The organism is Candidatus Hadarchaeales archaeon, from assembly GCA_038736355.1.
GTDB lineage: Archaea > Hadarchaeota > Hadarchaeia > Hadarchaeales > WYZ-LMO6 > WYZ-LMO6.
Genome location: JAVYML010000002.1, coordinates 361,737 through 377,707 on the forward strand (window position 1 = coordinate 361,737; position 15,971 = coordinate 377,707).

Annotated in this window: 17 protein-coding genes and 2 tRNA genes; 7 read left to right on the forward strand and 12 right to left on the reverse strand. The window is 55.0% G+C overall.

Features of this window, described 5'->3' with window-relative positions; genetic code table 11:
* Window positions 1-805 precede the first annotated feature (805 nt).
* A complete protein-coding gene (locus QXG22_04270; GenBank protein MEM0359207.1) occupies window positions 806-3,001 on the forward strand; it encodes an Ig-like domain-containing protein in 2,196 nt (731 codons plus the stop codon).
* A 42-nt stretch (window positions 3,002-3,043) separates the two neighbouring features.
* Here the strand turns inward: QXG22_04270 and QXG22_04275 are convergent, their stop codons facing one another.
* Window positions 3,044-3,877, reverse strand: a complete 834-nt coding sequence (locus QXG22_04275) for a DNA integrity scanning protein DisA nucleotide-binding domain protein (protein MEM0359208.1) — start codon at window positions 3,875-3,877, stop codon at window positions 3,044-3,046.
* Window positions 3,878-4,038: 161 nt separating this feature from the next.
* Here QXG22_04275 and QXG22_04280 point away from each other — a divergent pair, with 161 nt between their 5' ends.
* Both QXG22_04280 and QXG22_04285 read left to right on the forward strand, forming a co-directional pair.
* On the forward strand, window positions 4,039-4,239 hold the full coding sequence (locus QXG22_04280) for a hypothetical protein (protein ID MEM0359209.1): 201 nt from the start codon (window positions 4,039-4,041) through the stop codon (window positions 4,237-4,239).
* A gap of 320 nt (window positions 4,240-4,559) precedes the next feature.
* Window positions 4,560-6,269, forward strand: coding sequence for an ATP-dependent DNA ligase (locus QXG22_04285; GenBank protein MEM0359210.1), 1,710 nt, complete (start codon window positions 4,560-4,562; stop codon window positions 6,267-6,269).
* A gap of 1 nt (window position 6,270) precedes the next feature.
* Here QXG22_04285 and QXG22_04290 read toward each other — a convergent pair whose 3' ends face one another.
* Entirely contained in the window at window positions 6,271-7,653 is a 1,383-nt protein-coding gene (locus tag QXG22_04290; GenBank protein MEM0359211.1) for a DHH family phosphoesterase, read from the reverse strand.
* A gap of 37 nt (window positions 7,654-7,690) precedes the next feature.
* On the opposite strand from QXG22_04290, the gene mtnA reads away from it, so the two are divergent.
* From mtnA to QXG22_04305, 3 genes are read left to right on the forward strand one after another with little or no spacing between them, the layout of a single operon-like run.
* Window positions 7,691-8,725, forward strand: coding sequence for an S-methyl-5-thioribose-1-phosphate isomerase (gene mtnA / locus QXG22_04295; GenBank protein MEM0359212.1), 1,035 nt, complete (start codon window positions 7,691-7,693; stop codon window positions 8,723-8,725).
* 28 nt (window positions 8,726-8,753) lie between these two features.
* On the forward strand, window positions 8,754-10,166 hold the full coding sequence (locus QXG22_04300) for a CoA-binding protein (GenBank protein ID MEM0359213.1): 1,413 nt from the start codon (window positions 8,754-8,756) through the stop codon (window positions 10,164-10,166).
* A gap of 55 nt (window positions 10,167-10,221) precedes the next feature.
* Window positions 10,222-10,470 (forward strand): hypothetical protein, encoded by a 249-nt coding sequence (locus tag QXG22_04305; protein ID MEM0359214.1) that lies wholly within the window; start codon window positions 10,222-10,224, stop codon window positions 10,468-10,470.
* On the opposite strand, the gene mtnP is transcribed toward QXG22_04305, so the two are convergent.
* The 6 genes from mtnP to QXG22_04335 all read right to left on the reverse strand — a co-directional run bounded on the left by mtnP (window position 10,471) and on the right by QXG22_04335 (window position 13,610).
* Window positions 10,471-11,268 carry an S-methyl-5'-thioadenosine phosphorylase gene (gene mtnP, locus QXG22_04310; protein MEM0359215.1) on the reverse strand — a complete coding sequence of 266 codons (798 nt, stop codon included), beginning with the start codon at window positions 11,266-11,268 and terminating at the stop codon, window positions 10,471-10,473.
* Between the two features lie 133 nt (window positions 11,269-11,401).
* Window positions 11,402-12,274: an ADP-ribosylglycohydrolase family protein gene (locus tag QXG22_04315; protein MEM0359216.1), complete on the reverse strand. Its 873-nt coding sequence runs from the start codon at window positions 12,272-12,274 to the stop codon at window positions 11,402-11,404.
* Between the two features lie 63 nt (window positions 12,275-12,337).
* A tRNA-Leu gene (locus QXG22_04320) sits at window positions 12,338-12,422 on the reverse strand.
* A gap of 29 nt (window positions 12,423-12,451) precedes the next feature.
* Window positions 12,452-12,640 (reverse strand): hypothetical protein, encoded by a 189-nt coding sequence (locus QXG22_04325; GenBank protein MEM0359217.1) that lies wholly within the window; start codon window positions 12,638-12,640, stop codon window positions 12,452-12,454.
* 1 nt (window position 12,641) lies between these two features.
* Window positions 12,642-13,052, reverse strand: a complete 411-nt coding sequence (locus tag QXG22_04330) for a hypothetical protein (protein MEM0359218.1) — start codon at window positions 13,050-13,052, stop codon at window positions 12,642-12,644.
* Window positions 13,053-13,076: 24 nt separating this feature from the next.
* Window positions 13,077-13,610 (reverse strand): flavin reductase family protein, encoded by a 534-nt coding sequence (locus QXG22_04335; protein ID MEM0359219.1) that lies wholly within the window; start codon window positions 13,608-13,610, stop codon window positions 13,077-13,079.
* A 136-nt stretch (window positions 13,611-13,746) separates the two neighbouring features.
* On the opposite strand from QXG22_04335, the gene QXG22_04340 reads away from it, so the two are divergent.
* Entirely contained in the window at window positions 13,747-13,944 is a 198-nt protein-coding gene (locus QXG22_04340; GenBank protein MEM0359220.1) for a hypothetical protein, read from the forward strand.
* 19 nt (window positions 13,945-13,963) lie between these two features.
* Here the strand turns inward: QXG22_04340 and QXG22_04345 are convergent, their stop codons facing one another.
* The 4 genes from QXG22_04345 to QXG22_04360 all read right to left on the reverse strand — a co-directional run bounded on the left by QXG22_04345 (window position 13,964) and on the right by QXG22_04360 (window position 15,909).
* A complete protein-coding gene (locus tag QXG22_04345) occupies window positions 13,964-14,731 on the reverse strand; it encodes an enoyl-CoA hydratase-related protein (GenBank protein MEM0359221.1) in 768 nt (255 codons plus the stop codon).
* A 29-nt stretch (window positions 14,732-14,760) separates the two neighbouring features.
* Window positions 14,761-15,387 (reverse strand): radical SAM protein, encoded by a 627-nt coding sequence (locus QXG22_04350; GenBank protein MEM0359222.1) that lies wholly within the window; start codon window positions 15,385-15,387, stop codon window positions 14,761-14,763.
* Entirely contained in the window at window positions 15,287-15,799 is a 513-nt protein-coding gene (locus QXG22_04355; protein ID MEM0359223.1) for a hypothetical protein, read from the reverse strand. The genes QXG22_04350 and QXG22_04355 overlap by 101 nt, the downstream gene beginning before the upstream one ends.
* A gap of 35 nt (window positions 15,800-15,834) precedes the next feature.
* Window positions 15,835-15,909: transfer RNA gene (locus tag QXG22_04360), tRNA-Glu, on the reverse strand.
* Window positions 15,910-15,971 lie beyond the last annotated feature (62 nt).

Here is a 15,971-nt window from a genome sequence, read left to right on the forward strand (position 1 = left end):
GGAGGATTTGTATTACTATTCTAAATTTTAGTATTATCACTTCTCTTTTTCGTCTTCCGACGAGGGCTCTTTCGTCTTTCAACGTTCTCGAAACCCTTAAATAGCCTCTCTTGAGACCTTAAACCGAAAAAAAGGAGGAATGAAAATGAAAGAGAAAGCGGCGCTAGCGATCGCAGCATTGATGCTAGCTTCTCTAGCGATGGGAATCACGATAGGCTCGACCACCACGGTCACCGGGGCGCACACGCCCTTGGTCTCCGTGGACAAGATCAAAGTTAAAGGTGAATACAGTGGGGTTTTCATCTTCACCGTGACGAACGCCTCCGGCTCAGCGCACGCCATCAAGGAGGTGCAGCTCACCCTGCCCTCCGGATGGGGTGGAGGCAACCCGCTGAAGAAAATTCCAAAAGACAATACTGTCAGGTTGGCCGACGATAATGTAGTAATTCTCCCAGCCGGAACTATCGTGGAAGTGGAATTCGACAACACAGAGAACACTTACTTCATCATTCCAGAAAATACTGATGTGATTATCCCAGCAGGTTGTGCCTTTTACCACGCCGGTACGCGATATACTTTGGTTGAAAACGCCATCATGGAGCCAACTAGCAATCTGCTTACGGAAAATATCGAGAACATGATTGAGTCTGAGGACTACATGAATGATAACTTGGAAAATCTCAAAGTGGCAAAGCCCATGTTAGTTTCATTAAACACCGACAACCGGCTTAAACTCTTACAGGACACCGTTGTCATACTGGTTGGTGGTAACAAAGTAATGTTGCCGGAGAATACCTTGCTTCAGGTGGTCGCTACGAATGAAAACGTGCGCGTTGGTGAGAATTTCGTAACCGCTGGAGAAATAAAAGTGAAAGTGAAGGAGAACTCCTCCTTCAGATGTGTTTCCTCTAGCCTTTCCACCAGTCCCTCTCTCTACGGAACTAACATGAGCGGGCAGACGGTAATAGTGGAAAACAATATCGTAGTGATACCAGCTAACACTCTCGTGAAAGTAGAAAATAGGCTAATCGTGAGAATAAAAGAGAACACGCAGGTGCTTTTGACAGCTGGAGAAAACTTGGATATAACAAGTGCCAGCTGGGAAAATGTTCCTGCCAATTGGATGCAGGACGCAGAAAATCACAGGTGGACGGCGATAGGGGACAACACCTTGGCGCCCGGCAGCAGCTTGCAGTTCCCGGTAAGGTTAACCGCGCCTTCGGCAGCTGGCATCTACACTCTCTACGTGACCACCACCGATACCGCGGGCATCGTCATCGACACCCCCGTGCAGATCACCGTGGACAACGCCGCTCCTTCCCTGACTATCTCGGTCTCCCCGACCTGGGTGAAGGGAGGGGTGGAGGTTACGGTGACCGTGAAGGGTAATGAACCCTTCACCTTCGACAACGTATTCGTGGCAGAAAATAATGTAGAGAACGTGCCCCTCACCATGACGCCAAACGCGGACAACACGGAGTGGACTGGTACTTACACCACTGGCGAGAACGAGAGCAGGGATGGCTGGGCGACGATTACGGTGGTGAATGCCAAGGATGAGCTTGGCAACTCCACCACCGTCTCCGACAGCACCAAGCTCTTCATCGACAGGAGGAAGCCCGGCAAGCCCGACTTGACCGCAATGGGCTTCCCCAGCGCTTGGGATTATAGGTCTAGCTTTGCCATCAACAAGATCTTCGATAACACAGATGACAACTTGGCTGTGGTTCCCTCTGGTTACAGCCCCGAGAACATGAAGCTCGTAATCCTAGTGGACAACGCCGAGGTGGCAACCCTCACCGCGGGTCCCACGGGAAGGGTTAGCTACGCGCTGACGCTCTCCGACGGGAAGCACGTGGTGGGTGCCTACTTCGTGGACAAGGCGGGTAACAAGGGAGAGGAGAACCTGGAGAACGTGGTAATTGATAACAACAAGCCCACCATCACCTTCGTCTTCCCGGCGGAGAACGGGCAGTACATTAGGGACAACAAGCCCACCATTCGGGTGATCATAGCGGACACTGTGGGAGTGGAGAACAAGAGGGTCATCGATGGCATCGATGACAACGACGGGTACAGGGTGGACCTCTGCTACGAGAACGGCGCAGTCTGGCTGGAGAACCTTGTGCCGAGTGCTGACCCAACCCAAACTGACAACGTGGCAGGCAGAATAGTCTTCACCACCTTTACCTTCGAGAACACCTTGCCAATTGAGCTCCCCGACAACACTTACATCCTCCGCGTCATAGTAGGAGACAACTTCAGGCTCGAGAACGTCTCGATCAGGTTCACGGTGGACACCAAAGCTCCCAACCCACCAGCCAATCTGGTGGGGAGCATCACGGCTGGGACGCTGGACAATCCCACCGGGACGAAGACCAGAACTTTCACCCTGAGGGGCACCGCGGAACCTGATGCCACTATTAAGGTCTATATAACCACCGACGGAGGGGTCACTTGGACTGAGGTCACCGCCTCCAGGACCACCGCAGGCGCGGATGGCAGCTGGCTTATCCAAATCGACCTGAGTGCCTACGCGGGAAGGAATATTGGAATAGCAGTGACTGCTACAGACCGGGCTGGTAACGAGAGTGACAGGACCCTTTACGGATACCTCATTTACGATGCCAGCGCTCCAAGAGTTACCATCACTTCACCTCAGACCGGGGCAAAGACGAGCAAGACCAGCATACAGGTCACAGGAACCGTCACTAAAGACAGCTGGGAGGAATGGAGTGACATCATTCTCACGATACAGGTGGGAACGGGGAGTGTAACATTGCCTGTCTTTGGTACTGGCGACACAGCCAATTTCTCCTACAGTGTAGCTCTTGCGGAGGGAACAAACACCATCATGGTGATAGTCAGTGATGGCATGAACTCCAGTTATGACTCCGTGACTGTGACCAGGACGGTCACGCCGTGGGGTACCTATGCTGTGGTGCTGGTGATTATAGCGTTAATCTTGGCTGCGATCGCGATACTGAGGGTAAAGAAGTAATCAAATCTTTATTTTTCTTTTCTATTTTCCTTTTTTTATCAGTCAGGATTCTATTTCTTCGTGAGCTAGGATTTCCAGCATTCCTGTTAAGGGATGGATCCTCGCCACCAGTTCTCCTCCTTCGAAGATCCTTACTATCCCGTCCTCCCCAGAGACCGTTATCCCTACGGCTTCCGTGAGGGAGGTTATGCCCGCTACTGCCCTGTGTCTTGTCCCCAGTCCCTGAGGCACCTTCACCTCTCCTTCCACCACCAAGTATCTCATGGCGGCTAAAACCCTCCCGTTCCTTCCCACCACGAAGGCACCATCAAAGGCCTTCGCATATCTCTTCAGGAGTTCCCAGTAGTGTCTGTTGATGATGTTGATATCGTGCCCTTCGAAGGGATTGGGCATGAGTTGCCTGGACCTTTCCAAGACCTTTTCCTCATCCCCTACGACGAAAGCCGCCCCTATGGGATTTTGTCCACCGGGATGGGCTAGCTCCCTGCAAAGGTCCACCGTGGCCTTGAGCACGGGATCGGTTTCCAACCTAGCCAGGATGGTCTCCCCACCCTTCACCCGATAGAGAAAGAGGGAATCAAGGAAGCCCTTCTCCCCTTCCACCAGGCAGACCAGGAGATCCCCCTCCGAAAGTTTTCCTTGGGAGAGGGCACAGGAGACGGCATGGACGATCTTTTTCTCCCTCTCCTTGGGCAAAAAAGTTAGACGGAGGAAGGAAGGATTCGAGTTTTCTTCCATCGTTACCACCAGGGTTCTGAAATCCTCTCCTTCCAGAAGGGGGAAATCGTGTTGGGAAGTGATGACCATGAGATTTTTGGCACCTACTCTAGAAACTAGCTGTTTCGCGCTTTCCAACAGCTCCACGGTGGGGTTCATCCTTTTTTCTCCTCCTCCCCCCCACCGTTGCAGCCAATTTATACTCTAATGAAGTCCTTTATTAGCTTTTTCCAGGAGGAGTTCTCCCTCAATGAACTGGCGAGGCGCTCCGGGCCCGTCCTCCACTGCCCTGAAGGGGGCTCGGGGAGCTGGTTGAGCTGGTGGAGTACGACCCCTTCAGAAAGAAGTACAGGGCGAAGGAGACACCCCTCTCCAAGCCCCTCCCGGAGTTCTTCGACCTGAAGAGGGTGAACATCGAAAGTCCTCCCTCTCACCCTTCTTCCCCGGCTGGGCTTCTATTATCTCTCGGGGACGTCCTCCCTCCTCCGGGGATGGGCGGGGATTTCACAGCCTCCCCGTAAAGGTTGATGATCCTCTGCGACAGGAGGATTTCGAAGGTGTGAAGGTTGGGAGGGGGAGAACCTGGCGCAGGATCTGTACTGTCAGCTGGACAGCCTCCACTGAAGAAAGCGAGGGCATATGTCAATCCTCCGGAGCGCTGCCTTCTGGAGAAACTCTCCAGGCTCTCTTCCGGGATAGATCATTCAGCAAGAGGAGGGAGTTCACCTGGTGTAGGTATGATTGGAAGGAGCACTCCTTCCACCGTGGAGAGGCTACGGAAGCTCCTCCGTTTCCTCGCGGCCTAACTTTATTTTGGCAGTCCTCAGTTAGAAGGGTGGTCATGCTCTACAGGGTGCTGGCGGAGGCCCTACAGAGGCTGGAGCAGACTCCAGGCTACTTGGAGAAGAACGCCATCATCGTGGAACTCCTGAAGCAGACCCCGAAGGAGGAAATGGAGCGCGTGGTCTACCTCCTCTTGGGAAGGCCCTGGCCGGCCTACGTCTCCAAGGAAACGGGGGTGGGACCCCAGCAGCTCAAGAAGGCTCTCTCCCAGGCCTCAGGATATCCCCTTTCGGAAATAGAGAAGAGGATGGCCAAGCTTGGGGATTTGGGGGAAGTGGCGGCCGAACTCATGAAGGCCAAAAAACAGGTCACCCTTTTCTCCCAGCCCCTCACCGTGGAGAGGGTTTTTGAAAGAATCAAGTCCCTTCCCGATCTCACAGGCGAGGGTTCGATGGAAAGGAAGATAGGGGTGGTGGCGGAGCTCTTGAGCGATGCCTCCCCCGTGGAGGCCAAGTTCGTCGTGAGGACGGTGCTGGGGGACCTGAGGGTGGGGATAGCGGAGGGGAGGATGAGGGATGCCATAGCCTCGGCCTTCAACCTGCCCCCCGAGGAGGTGGAAAAGGCCTACATGCTCACGACGGATTACGCCGCAGTGGCCAAAGCCGCCGCCGAGGGGGAGAGGACCCTGAAGGCCCTGGGAATACAGGTGGGCCATCCGGTGAACCCCATGCTGGCGCAGAGGGCGGAGAGCATAGAGGAGATTTTGGAAAGGATGGGGGGAAAGGCGGCCTTCGAGCTCAAACTCGATGGGATAAGGATTCAGGCCCACAAGGATGGGGAAAGGATCACCCTCTTCACCCGCAGGATGGAAGACTACACCCACATGTTTCCGGATCTGATAGAACCCCTGAAAAAGGCGCTGAAGAGCGAGAAGGTGGTGGTGGACGGTGAGCTGGTGGCCATAGATCCGAAGAGCGGTAAGCCCATGCCCTTCCAGGAGGTGCTCAGGAGGAGGAGGAAATACGGAATAGAGAAGATGGCGAAGGAATTGCCCATCCAAATCCACCTCTTCGATATCCTGGTCTTCGATGGAAAAACGGTGGTGGATAAGTCCTACACCGAGAGGAGGAAGTTGCTGGAGGAGGTGGTGGAACCCGTTCCCGGGAAGGTCATGGTGGTGGAGAGGAGGGTGACGGGAAAGAGGGAGGAGGTGGAGGAGTTCCTCAAATACGCCCTTTCCTTGGGACACGAGGGTTTACTGGCCAAGGAGCTCAATTCCCCCTACAGGGCGGGAAGGAGGGAATTCCTCTGGCTGAAACTGAAACCGGAGGTGGATACGGTGGATCTGGTGGTGGTGGGGGCCCATTACGGAAAGGGCAAGAGGGCGGGGACCTTCGGAAGCTATGTGCTGGCTGCGAGGGACGAGGAGACAGGTGAGTACAAGACGGTGACGAGATGCGGGAGCGGTTACACGGATGAGGACTTGGAGGAGCTCACGAAGATGTTCGAGGGATTGAGGGTGGAGAAGCCCCCGCCTGAGGTGAAGATAGAGATAGAGTGTGATGCCTACTTCAGACCCGAGGTGGTTTTTGAGGTGGCCTTCGAGGAGATCCAGCTGAGTCCACCCGAGAAGCACACGGGAGGGGTGGGGCTGAGGTTCCCGAGGTTCATAAGGGTGCGGGAGGACAGGAGACCGGAAGAGGCGACCACGCTGAGCGAGATCATGGAAATGTATAGGGCCCAGCAGCGCAGGAAGGGGGAGAAGTAACCTACTTCAACATTTCTTCCTCTAGGAGCCTCAAGAACTCTTCCACCCTTTCTTCTGGAACTTGGGCTCCCCCCGCAACTGGATGGCCCCCTCCTTCCCCTCCCACACCCTCGGCCGCCCTTTTGAGGCAGGAAGAGAGGTCCAGTCCCTTCAGGAAGAGGAGTTTGGAGCAGCGGGCGGAGACCTTCACCTTTCCCCCCTCCCTCACCATCACCACTACAGGCTTGAGGGGATCGACCCTCCCGGAACTGAGGGAGAGGCCGGCAAGGGTACCCGTGAAGGTCTCCTTCACCACTCCCGTGGCGTCCAGATACTGGAGGTATCCCTTTTCCCCCAACTTTACCCCTTCGGTCTCGATCAGTTCCATTCCCCTCGCCAGACTACTCCTGTGGTATCTGAGGAGGTTGAGCATGGCGGAAAGGTAGGGTCCCCTGTCTCCCCTGGCCACTTCCAACCCTATCAAGGGTTGTTCGTGTCTGGCGGTGGAGTTGAGGCAGGTGGCGAACTCCCCCGCATCCCTCAGTTCGGGTCTCTCCCCCACCAGCGTGTAGGCTTCCCCCAGGATGAGACCAGGAACGTACTTGGAGAATTCCGGAGGAACGCTGTTCAGGGCCAGCGAGAGGAGGGCCCCCGCCAGCCTTTTCTTCTCTTCCTGGGTGAGGTCAGCCGGTCTCCTCCAGCCATTTTCCCCCTTGAGGGGAATTCCCAGAGACCTCACCAATTCCAAACACCCCTCGCTCGAATGCGTGATGCCCGGGATGGGGGGATCGGTGAAGCCTTCGAGGGCCTGGAGGAGGGTCCGGCTGTACCTTCCGTAAAGCTGTAGGTCCATTTCCCTCACCACCCTGCCCGTTCTCACTGCCTCTTCCAGGATTTCGCGGTTCTTTCCCACCAACCTTCCCCAAGCGTTCTGCACATCTCCCACCGCCCCCACCACCGCCAGCACGGAAAGATCGGAGTTGGAGGGATGGAGTTCCTTGGCCAGGAGGAAGGCCATGCCCGTCCCGCTTATCTCCTTCGTCCCGTCCATTCCCAGCAAGTGAGCGTTGAGGTGGAAGAGCCCCTCCCACCCCTCACCGCTGGGGGGATGGTGATCGCAGATGATGACTTTCTCCGAACCATACTTTCTCCTGAGGTGGGAAAGCTGGGAGCTTCCCATGTCCGTGAAGATCGTGAGGGGAGAAGGATCCAGCTCCTCCACCACCTCCGAATAGAGCATGCGGACGAACTTTATCCTGTGCTCTATTCCCTTCCTCGCCAAGGCTTTGGAGAGGAGGGCGGCGGCACAGATCCCATCCACATCCATGTGGGAGACGATCTGTACGGGCTCCCTTCCCCTGTAGTTCTTCAGGAGTTCGGCCGCCCTTTTTATTTCATCCGGCACAGAAAACCTGGAAGTGTGAGGGGATAAGGGTGACGGGATGAGGGCGGTGGAACTCAGGGGGGATAGGGTGCTGATCCTGGACCAGACCCTCCTCCCCCACTCCGTGAGGGTGCTGGAATGCAGGACTCCGGAGGAAGTGGTGGAGGCCATAAGGGAAATGAGGGTGAGGGGGGCACCGGCCGTGGGAATGGCGGGGGCAATGGCCCTGGCCCTCGCGGCCCTGAGGTCCAGGGGAAGCCCGGAAGAGAGGATCAAGCGAATGGAGGAGGTGGCGGAGAGGCTGAGGAAGACCAGACCCACGGGTGCGGACCTCTTCCGCAGGCTGGAGGAGGTGATGGAGGCCGTGAGGAAGGCGGCTAGGGAAAATCGTGAGATAGGGGCGGCAGCGGTGGAGGAGATCAGGAAGAGGATGGGGGAGTACGACGAGGTGGAGAGGAGGATGGGAGAACACGGGGCCAGGCTCATCCCCAACGGGGCAACCGTCCTCACCCACTGCAACGCGGGCTGGCTGGCCACGCCAGGAAGGTACGGCACGGCCCTTTCCGCCCTCAGGTTCGCGAAGAGGTGGGGGAAGAGGATAAGGGTGCTGGCCACGGAGACCAGACCCCTCCTGCAGGGAGCGAGGCTCACGGCTTGGGAACTGGCGAGGGAGGGAATAGAGGTAAGGGTGATCACGGATGGAGCGGTGGGATACTTCATGTCGAAGGGGATGGTGGACTTGGTAGTGGTGGGGGCGGACCGTGTCTTCAGGGATGGTCATGTGATCAACAAGATAGGGACCTATCCCATCGCCTGCGTGGCCCAACGCCATCGCATACCCTTCTACGTTTTCGCCCCCCTCTCCACCTTCGATCCCACCGGAAGGGTGGAGGAGGTGGAAATCGAACAGAGGGAGGGGAGAGAAGTGGAGGAAGTCGCCGGGAAAAGGGTAGTACCGGAGGGAGTGGAGGCGCTCAATCCAGCCTTCGATGTTACCCCTCCCGAACTGATCACGGCCATCGTAACGGAGAAAGGGATCTTGCGTCCCCCCTTCTCGAGGAGCATCCCGGGAATACTGGGGAAAAGGGATTAACTTTTATGGTTTGTGGTGGAAAGAAAAAGTGCCGGCGGAACTGGAAGAAATTTTCTACCCAAAGTCCGTGGCCGTGGTAGGGGCCTCAGCGGAGACATTGGGATACATCTCCACCATCCTCGAAGGAAAGCTGGGAGACAGACTCTTCCTGGTCAATCCCAAGTACCAAGAGTTCATGGGAAAAAAGTGCTACCCCAGTCTGCTGGATATCCCGCATCCTGTGGATTATGTGATCGTGGGAACGCCGGCCAGGGTGGTACCGGAGGTAATAAGGGATTGTGTGAAGAAAGGGGTGAAGGCAGTTCACATTTACTCTTCGGGTTTCAGTGAGGCGGGAGAAGAGGGTGCCAGGCTCGAGAGGGAAATCCTCGAGCTGGCGAGGAGAGGAAGAGTGAGGATAATAGGACCCAACGGGATGGGTATCTACTGTCCCGAAGCCGGACTCTTTTTCGCAAACGGTCAGCCGCACGAGAGTGGACCGGTGGGTTTCGTTTCGCAGAGCGGGACTTTTGCCATTTACTCCACCGCAGCCGGAGAACTGGCGGAGGCCAGGTTCAGCAAGGTGGTGAGTTATGGCAATGCTGTCGATTTGGATGCCCCCGACTTCGTGCGCTATCTGGCCGAGGATCAAAAGACCAGGCTCCTCCTGGTTTATGTGGAGGGAACGAGGAGGGGAAGGGAACTCTTCGAGGCCCTCAGGAAGGCAGCTTCGAGGAAACCCGTTTTGGTGCTGAAGGGTGGTATGACTCCAGACGGGGCCAGGGCCGCTTCTTCCCATACGGGTTCTCTGGCCGGATCCCAGCAAATCTGGGAAGCCATGTTCAGGCAAGCCGGAGTGATCCCCGTGAGGAGTTTTGAAGAAATGATGGATGCAGTTCGTGCCTTTCTCCTCTGCCCCCCTCCGAGGGGGAAGAGGGTTTCCATGGCTTCGGTCTCCGGAGGGGTGAGCGTGGTGGAAACGGATGCATGTGTGGAGATGGGATTGCAGGTTCCCACCTTCGGAGAGGAGACCATAAGGAGGCTCAAGGAGATCCTGCCGGCCGCGGGCACGAGCCTGAAGAATCCGCTGGATGTTTGGCCAGCCTTCGTTTCCGGTATCCTCCCGGAGGTGCTGAGAATTGCCCTTTCGGACGACAACGTGGATTGCATGATCTTGGAGGTCCAGATGGGAGCCTATTACCGGGAGCTGGTGATGACGGATGAGTATCTCAGGGGATTGGCGGAGAAGTGTAGGGAAATGCAGCTGGAGTTCAGGAAGCCGGTGGTGATTTCGAACCCTCCGGAGCTGGATTGGGAATTTGCCCATAGGGTCAGGAGGATCTTCAAGGAATATGGGCTTCCCGTTTATGAGTCGGTGAGGAGGGCGGCGAAGGCCCTCCATCATCTCCACAGGATTTTCCTGAAGTACGGGGAGGAGATTTTTCCCTTTGGGAGGTTTTGAGTCCACAACGCTATCTTTATAAACTATCCCCTCTCTAAAAAACTTCAGCGAGAAAATGGAGTTTTGTCCAAAATGTGGTAATATCCTCTATCCGGAAAGGGTCAAAGGGCTCACCAGGTTAGTGTGCAAGAAGTGCGGGTACAAGGAGAAAGCTAGGAGCAGGGAGAGTTACAAGATAAGGGAGAAAGGGGTAGAGCCCAAGGAAATTCCCGTCATCACGGAGTCGAAGAAGAAAAAGAGAAGGCTTGAACAGGAGTACGAGCTGGAACCCGTGGAGTTTTACGAAGAGATGTTCGAGGAGTGATCAGACCTTTACCACTGCTCCTTCTAGGGCTTTGGAGCAAGGACAAGACCTCTCCTTGGGGATCTTGGGTAGGGAAGAGCGGAAGAGTCTTCCTATGGTGTTCAGTCCCCCTTTCATCCTCTCCAACACTTCCGTGTGAGTGAGTTTGGTTCCGGCTAGACCTGCGGCGAAGTTGGTCACCAATCCCACGGCGGCATAGCACATTTCCAATTCCCTAGCGAGCACGCACTCAGGCACGTTGGTCATACCCACCAAATCTGCCCCCAGTTTGCGATAGGCCCTTATCTCCGCGGCCGTTTCGAATCTCGGTCCCTCCGTGCATACATAGGTTCCCCTTGGATGGAGCTTTATTTCCTCCTCCTTTGCCGCTTCCCTCAGCACCCTTCTGAGTTCTGGACAGTAGGGCTCGGTGAGGTCCACATGCACCACTCCTCCCTTCCCACCCTCGTAGAAGGTGGAGATCCTTCCCTTGGTGAAGTCCAGGAACTGATCCAGGAGTACTAGCTCACCAGGTTTCATCTTGGGATTGAGGGAACCGCAGGCGGAAACGGCTAGGATCCTCTTCACCCCGAGGGAGTGAAGGGACCAGAGGTTGGCCCGATAGTTGACCCTGTGGGGAGGAGCCCCGTGCTTCCTTCCGTGTCTGGGTAGGAAGGCTACACGCTTTGGACCCATTAGGCCCAGGAGCACCTCCACCCTTCCGTAGGGAGTTCTCACCTCCCTCCACTTCCCCTCCGAGACTCCCAATTCGTAGAAGCCCGTTCCGCCTATCACTCCCACTTCCACTCCCTGTTTCATCCTATCCCCTCACGGAGGAGGAAGGATAAAATGAATCTCCACCCCTCAGAGGTTTTGTCCACGACCAAATACTTTCCCCCCCGATTTCTGCGAGATGGTCCATCTTTTCCTTCCTCGAGGGGAGAAAAAAAGATTAGATTTGGGACTTGAGCTCCCAGAGTTTGTCAGCAAGCTCTTCCAATCTTTCCCTTCTCTCCACTTTCTCCCTCCACTCCTGCGGTATTCCCTCCTCCCCATGATAGGCGCCGCTTATGGCTCCCGTCATGGCACCTATCGTATCCCTATCGCCTCCAAGTTCCGTGGCGTAAAGGAGGGAAGCTTTGAAGGAATGGAAATTCAGGAGGAAGGAACAGATGGAGGTGGGAACCGAGCGGTGGGCCTCTACTCCGTTGCCCAGTTCCCTTATCACCTCCTTCGGACTCCCTCCCTTGAGCAACCTCCCAATCTTCTCCAACTTTTCCTTATAGACGGGATGGGAAGTGAAATTGCGGAGTTCCTCTAGAAAATCGTAAGGATCGAAGAGGTAGGGGGGTTTGGAAGTGAGGGCAAGGGAAACGGCCCTGGCTTGGAGGACCGCTCCTTCCTTTCCTAGCTCGTGGTAGTGGGTGAGGAGCGCCTGCTGTTCGGCTACCTCTCTGAGTTTTTCGGGATCGTTGTAGTAAAGGAGGCCCACAGGTGCCACCCTCATGGCAGCCCCGTTCCCGAAGGACCCCTTTCCTCCAAAGAGCCTCTTGGAAGCCTCGCTCCAAGGAACTCCCTTCTTGACCATGGAGAAAATAGTGGGAGGACCGGAAGCATAACCCCTCCAAGGCTCCTCCTCGTAGTTTTTGATGAAGGTCTGCATTAGGTGTTCCCCGTCGAAACCTTTCTTTTCCAGCAGGGATTCTGCCAGAGCTATCGTCATGTGAGTGTCATCCGTCCACCGTCCTGAGAACCCACCCCAGGAACTTCCCAAGGCATCTCCCACCGCACATCCCAGCAGGCAGCCCCTGAACTTAGACCTCATTCAAACATTCTTGGATATGAGGGAAAAAGGGTGCTGACATTTGAGCCGATAAGCCCAACAAGGTGCAGGGGGTGGGATTTGAACCCACGAAGGCCTTCGCCACGGGGTCCTAAGCCCCGCTCCTTAGACCAGGCTTGGATACCCCTGCTCAAAAAATCTTGGGATTGAGCTTATTATTTATCTGCCCGGTATCCCCCACTGGCGCATCCTTTCGTATCTGGCCTGTTTCTTTCCCTCCTTGTAGCATCCCCTACAGTAAAATCTGCCAAGGATTTTCTTGGCACACTCCCTGTGGAGGGAAATCCCACAACCACTGCACTTTACGCCCCCTTCAACGGGTTTTCCGCAAACTCCACAGTTTGTCATTTCACACTCCTGCTTGTACGCTCTTGTAAGAGGCGAAGAGAGAAACCAAAGAACCTATCGTGCTGAGGTAGAGTCCCCAGGAGTAGTGAGATCCGTTGTCGAATCCCACTAAGCAGGCCACCAAGGCGAGGAAGCCGCAGACTGCTGAGGTGGAGAAAAGGGGAAAGAGGCGGTTGAGGAGGGGATGGCTTATGTATCCCAAATGGAGGGCAGCCGAAGTGAAGAAAATGAGGGAGATGAAGAAAAGGATTTTTCCCAGTCCGGTATCCCAACCGTTGATTTTCAGAGAAAAGGGACCGGCAGGAAGGGAGTACCAAGTGCCCAACGAACCCACCAACAGCAACAGTGCAGAAATGGCAAGAAGTATTCCGGGATTGCGGGAGACTTCTTCCAGCGTTATGGGTCTTTTCACGTTTTTAAATTCCTTGGGGGATTTTTAACCCTTTCCGAGGAAAAGGAAATGGATTCCTCCCAGATGGTATATCAAACCCACCTTCTCAGGATCGAACTTCTCCCCGTCGAAAAACCTCTCATCGGCGTAGGCCTCCACCACTTCCCCCACGAAAAGGGTGTGGTCACCTACCTCTACCTCCTTTACCACCTTACATTCCAAATGCGCTATTCCTTCCTTTACTACCGGGACCCTCAGACAGCGGGAAGGTTGGGGAGTGAGCCCCACTTCCTTGAACTTTTCGCATTTTCTACCAGACAACCTTCCACAAGCCTTCACCTTCTCCAGCAAGGAAGAAGGAGGAATGCTTATGGCGAATTCCTTTGTGCGGGAGAGTAGGTCGTGCGAATATCTGTTTTTTCCTACCGAAATTCCCACCAGGGGAGGATCGAAGGAAAGTGGAGTGCTCCAGGCAACGGTTAGAAGATTGGGTTTTCCCTTTTCGTCCACACAAGTTACCAATACCACTTGCCTAGGATGGAGGAGTCTATAGACCAACTCTTTGGGAACCTCCTTCATCTGGAAAGTTGGGTGAAAGGAGCTTTTAACCTCTCCTCAAGAACTCAGAGAATCGCCATCGTTTGGGGATATGGGCTCGGCCCTTCAGAAGTTTGCAAGGCCCATCTTGAGGTTTTCTAAGAGGAAAAGGTGCAAAATGGAGAAGAAAAGGGCACCGGGACCAGTCATAGCGGCCTGTCTGCTGTCTGTGATCCTCCTCCTGGCGGCCCTGGTGGCAATTTATCAGGCCGAAGCCTCGGGTTGGCCTCTCGCTTATGGAGGGGGGTTGCTGATAGCGGGACTGGTGCTGATGGTGGTGGCTGGTCGCTTAGCTAAAAAATACAAGACCGGATAATGGAGTCCCTCCTTCGATCTCAACGGTGGTCGAAGGAGGGTTTTCTTTTTTCGATGAAGGCCCTTACCCCTTCCACGAAATCATGGGTGCCTAGGATCTTTTCTCCGATCTCCTTTTCCAGCTTGAGCCCCTCTTCCAGCGGTCTTCCCAGGCCCAGCATCACGGCTTTTTTATCCGCTCTTATGGATCCTTGGGGATACTCACAGAGTTGTTTCGCTATCTCCAGGGCCCTTTCCATCAGCTTCTCCCTGGGCACTACCTCGTTTACCAACCCAATCCTATAGGCCTCCCAAGCGTCAATCCTCTTACCGGTGAGAATGAGTTCCATCGCCCTTCCCAGCCCCACGATTCTGGGAAGTCTCTGGGTGAGCCCATCTATGAGGGGAACATTCCATCTCCTTTCTAAACATCCGAACTCCGCATTCTCTGAGGCGATCCTGAGGTCCGCCAGGCAGGCGATTTCCAGACCTCCCGCAAAACAATAACCGTTGATGGCAGCTATGATGGGCTTGAAGATGTCCGTTCCCCTAGTGTAACCCAAGAAACCCATCTCCTTTCCTTCGAACTCCAGTAGACTTTGGAAGTTCTTCAAATCCGCCCCGCTGCAGAAGCTCTTCTCCCCCGCACCGGTGATGATGGCCACGAAGAGCTCATCATCGTCTCTGAACCTCTGCCAGGCCTCGAAGAGCAATTTGGCAGTTTCCCCATCTATGCAGTTCATCACTTCAGGACGGTTAATGGTGATGATGAAGATGCGGTCCCTCACTTCGGTCAGTACCTTTGGCATCCCTCTTCTTTTTCCTCCAGACCTTTAAGCTATCCTATTCCTTCTGGGCCCACCACGGCCATCAGCAGGGTCCAATCCTCCTCACTCTTGGCGAAGACATGACAGTTGCCCAGTTTTACCCTCTTCAGGCCCGCTTCTTTTATTACCAAGTAAGCCCTGAGCATTTCCGTTAAGGAGGGACTCCTCGTTTGGGAAAGTTTGTATTCCGGGAAAAAAGCTAGGAGGGTAAAGGGGAGGTTGGGATCCACTTCTTTGATCAGCTCGGCAATTTTCCTGAGTTGCTCCTCTTCCACCCAGCCCGGAATGTAGAGGGAAAGGAGCTCCAGCACAAAACCCCTATCCCTTATCTCGGCAGGGGTCTTCAGAATCCACTCGTTGGTGGTTCCGCACAGCTTCCTGTACGTACCCTCGTCATAGGCTTTGAGGTCCAACCAGAAAGAATCCACCCCAGCGCTCGCCAGGAGATCGAGATTGGAGGGGGTTAAACCATAACCGTTGGTCTCCAGCAGGATCCACATTTCTTCCGTGCAGGCCCCCTTTATTTTCTTCGCCGCCTCAGCATAGAATTCGGCCCTGCATAGAAGGTCCCCCCCCCGTAAAGGATACGATGTTCCTGGCAGGTCCGTAACCCTGTGAGCTGAGGATGATTTGGTCAGGCTTCAGTTTTTTGGGACAGAGGGGACCCCTTACTCCGAACCTGACGCAAGAACCGCAGTGATGGCAGAGGTCGGTGGCGTGCCACATGGTCGCCCTTTCCCTGGGCTCCCTAACCGTAACGGTGAGTTCATAGGTGGCAGCCCACTCCGCCATCTCTTCGGTGGAGGCCCAAAAACCCTCCGGGCGCTGGGTGAAATACCAGGAATGACATTTTAGACAGGAGTGATTGCATCCACTCTGGTAGATGCTATAGTAGTCTTCTGGTCTGGAGAGTTGGGCGGAGGCTATGAGCCTGTGCCAAAGGCCCCCTTCCCTTTTCAGGGTGAGTTCACAGGCCCTCCTAGGTCCTGAGGGTGTGGGGAGAAGACAGGAGCCAGGTTTATAGCCCTGGGTGACCATTGCGCATTCCATCGAGAAAGAGGGGGTTGCGGAATAGATATGGGGAGTGCCCCGGGCGGGATTTGAACCCGCGTCGCAGCCTCGAAAGGGCTGCATGATTGGCCGGTCTACACCACCGGGGCACCATATCCTTTTCCCTGGGCCTAAATTAAGTTTGGGAAGGAGTTTAAGAAAAAAAGGAAAT

Excerpts from the sequence above, each read along its gene's own strand:
- mtnA (MEM0359212.1), top strand. The coding sequence starts at position 7,691 with ATGAGGGCGGTGGAACTCAGGGGGGATAGGGTGCTGATCCTGGACCAG.
- QXG22_04340 (MEM0359220.1), top strand. The coding sequence starts at position 13,747 with ATGGAGAAGAAAAGGGCACCGGGACCAGTCATAGCGGCCTGTCTGCTG.
- QXG22_04305 (MEM0359214.1), top strand. The coding sequence starts at position 10,222 with ATGGAGTTTTGTCCAAAATGTGGTAATATCCTCTATCCGGAAAGGGTC.
- QXG22_04325 (MEM0359217.1), bottom strand. The coding sequence starts at position 12,640 with ATGACAAACTGTGGAGTTTGCGGAAAACCCGTTGAAGGGGGCGTAAAG.
- QXG22_04285 (MEM0359210.1), top strand. The coding sequence starts at position 4,560 with ATGCTCTACAGGGTGCTGGCGGAGGCCCTACAGAGGCTGGAGCAGACT.
- QXG22_04315 (MEM0359216.1), bottom strand. The coding sequence starts at position 12,274 with ATGAGGTCTAAGTTCAGGGGCTGCCTGCTGGGATGTGCGGTGGGAGAT.
- QXG22_04275 (MEM0359208.1), bottom strand. The coding sequence starts at position 3,877 with ATGAACCCCACCGTGGAGCTGTTGGAAAGCGCGAAACAGCTAGTTTCT.
- mtnP (MEM0359215.1), bottom strand. The coding sequence starts at position 11,268 with ATGAAACAGGGAGTGGAAGTGGGAGTGATAGGCGGAACGGGCTTCTAC.
- QXG22_04335 (MEM0359219.1), bottom strand. The coding sequence starts at position 13,610 with ATGAAGGAGGTTCCCAAAGAGTTGGTCTATAGACTCCTCCATCCTAGG.
- QXG22_04345 (MEM0359221.1), bottom strand. The coding sequence starts at position 14,731 with ATGCCAAAGGTACTGACCGAAGTGAGGGACCGCATCTTCATCATCACC.
- QXG22_04355 (MEM0359223.1), bottom strand. The coding sequence starts at position 15,799 with ATGGAATGCGCAATGGTCACCCAGGGCTATAAACCTGGCTCCTGTCTT.